The sequence below is a fragment of the Bacteroides sp. OF03-11BH genome (assembly GCF_003604005.1).
In the GTDB taxonomy this organism is placed as follows: Bacteria; Bacteroidota; Bacteroidia; order Bacteroidales; family Bacteroidaceae; genus Bacteroides; species Bacteroides ovatus.
Window position 1 is genome coordinate 1 of the sequence record NZ_QTMW01000120.1, and the last position, 1,302, is coordinate 1,302.

The 1,302-nt window shown below is 32.0% G+C and carries 2 protein-coding genes; both read left to right on the forward strand.

The genetic code is table 11. From position 1 onward, the window contains the following. Positions 1 to 639 (forward strand): SMI1/KNR4 family protein (locus tag DXA54_RS27930; protein WP_243647707.1); only part of this gene is annotated, 639 nt, incomplete at its 5' end. 44 nt (positions 640 to 683) lie between these two features. Further along, on the forward strand, positions 684 to 1,196 hold the full coding sequence (gene imm9 / locus DXA54_RS27935; RefSeq protein ID WP_120081210.1) for an Imm9 family immunity protein: 513 nt from the start codon (positions 684 to 686) through the stop codon (positions 1,194 to 1,196). Positions 1,197 to 1,302: the final 106 nt, after the last annotated feature.

Here is a 1,302-nt window from a genome sequence, read left to right on the forward strand (position 1 = left end):
ACATTAGTGATTATGAATCAAAAAAAGGAAATATTAGAAAAATTGGCTTTCATAAGACGCCATAAAGAATTTGCATCTTTTGGAGTAAAGGAACAAGAGGTATCTTATAATCCTTGTCTATCTGAAGAAGATATTAAGGAGTTTGAGCATAAACATTGTATAACTCTTCCTGATGATTACAGAACTTTTATTTCTGAAATAGGAAATGGAGGTTTTGGACCGGGATATGGATTATTGCCTCTTGATAAAGCTATTGTTGATTTCAAATTAAGAGACAAACCTAATATTTCCTTGAATGAAAAATTCCCATATCAAGATAGTTGGAATGAAGAATGGATAACCTCCTTTAATTGGAACGAGGGATACCCGGAAACGGAAATTGTTAATGCGTATATTAGTACCGCACATATTGCAGGCTGTCTGCAAATAAGTCATTTCGGACATGGATGTACATTTCTATTGGTGGTGAATGGAAATGAAAAAGGACATATTTGGTTTGATGGACGAGCTGATTATAGTGGACTTGTACCGAAATTAAAAGATGGGCAAAGAATATCATTTATAGAATGGTATGTAACCTTTCTTGATATGGAAATTGAGAACATAAATGAATCACTAACAAACAGCACTACCGCTTAAAGCAGAACGCTGACAAACATTATCAACAGTGCAAATAGTGAAATATGAAATTTAAAATAAAGGTTAGATCGGGACTTTATTGTCAGAATCAATATCAAAAACATATGAATTTTGATTATTCAAGTGGTTATCCGGAAATGAGTTGCTTTGATTATAATGCTATTGAAACTTATTTTCAAGATTTGACAGGACAAATTAAAGTGGATGATTCAATAACTAATTGGACTTTATCTATTGAAATTTCTCTTGGCGGAGCAATTGGAGAAAAGGAAATTTGTATTTGGAAACGAGGTATCACTTATTTGAAAGATAAGGAAAAGATCATAGGCATCAATATATCTTTACCAATAAAAGAAGAAATAAGTTGGGGTATTGATAAAAAACACCGTTTCAATGAATATGCTAAAAGAAAATCAGACAAGGGCGTGACAATAATCCCCGTTGATTATGCTCAATTTAATGATATGACAGATTATGTGGAAAGTAGTATTAAACTATCCTTAAAGCAAGTTTTCACTGACGGGATTACTTTGAAAGGGCATACAATAAAGTTATAATCATTATAGAATTTAGTTGATAACAATCAGCAAACTTCCGAAAATCGGTTAGCCGCCAAACATTAGCAACTTTACAAACTAAAAAGAATATGAGTGACCAAATAAT

Excerpts from the sequence above, each read along its gene's own strand:
- imm9 (WP_120081210.1), top strand. The coding sequence starts at position 684 with ATGAAATTTAAAATAAAGGTTAGATCGGGACTTTATTGTCAGAATCAA.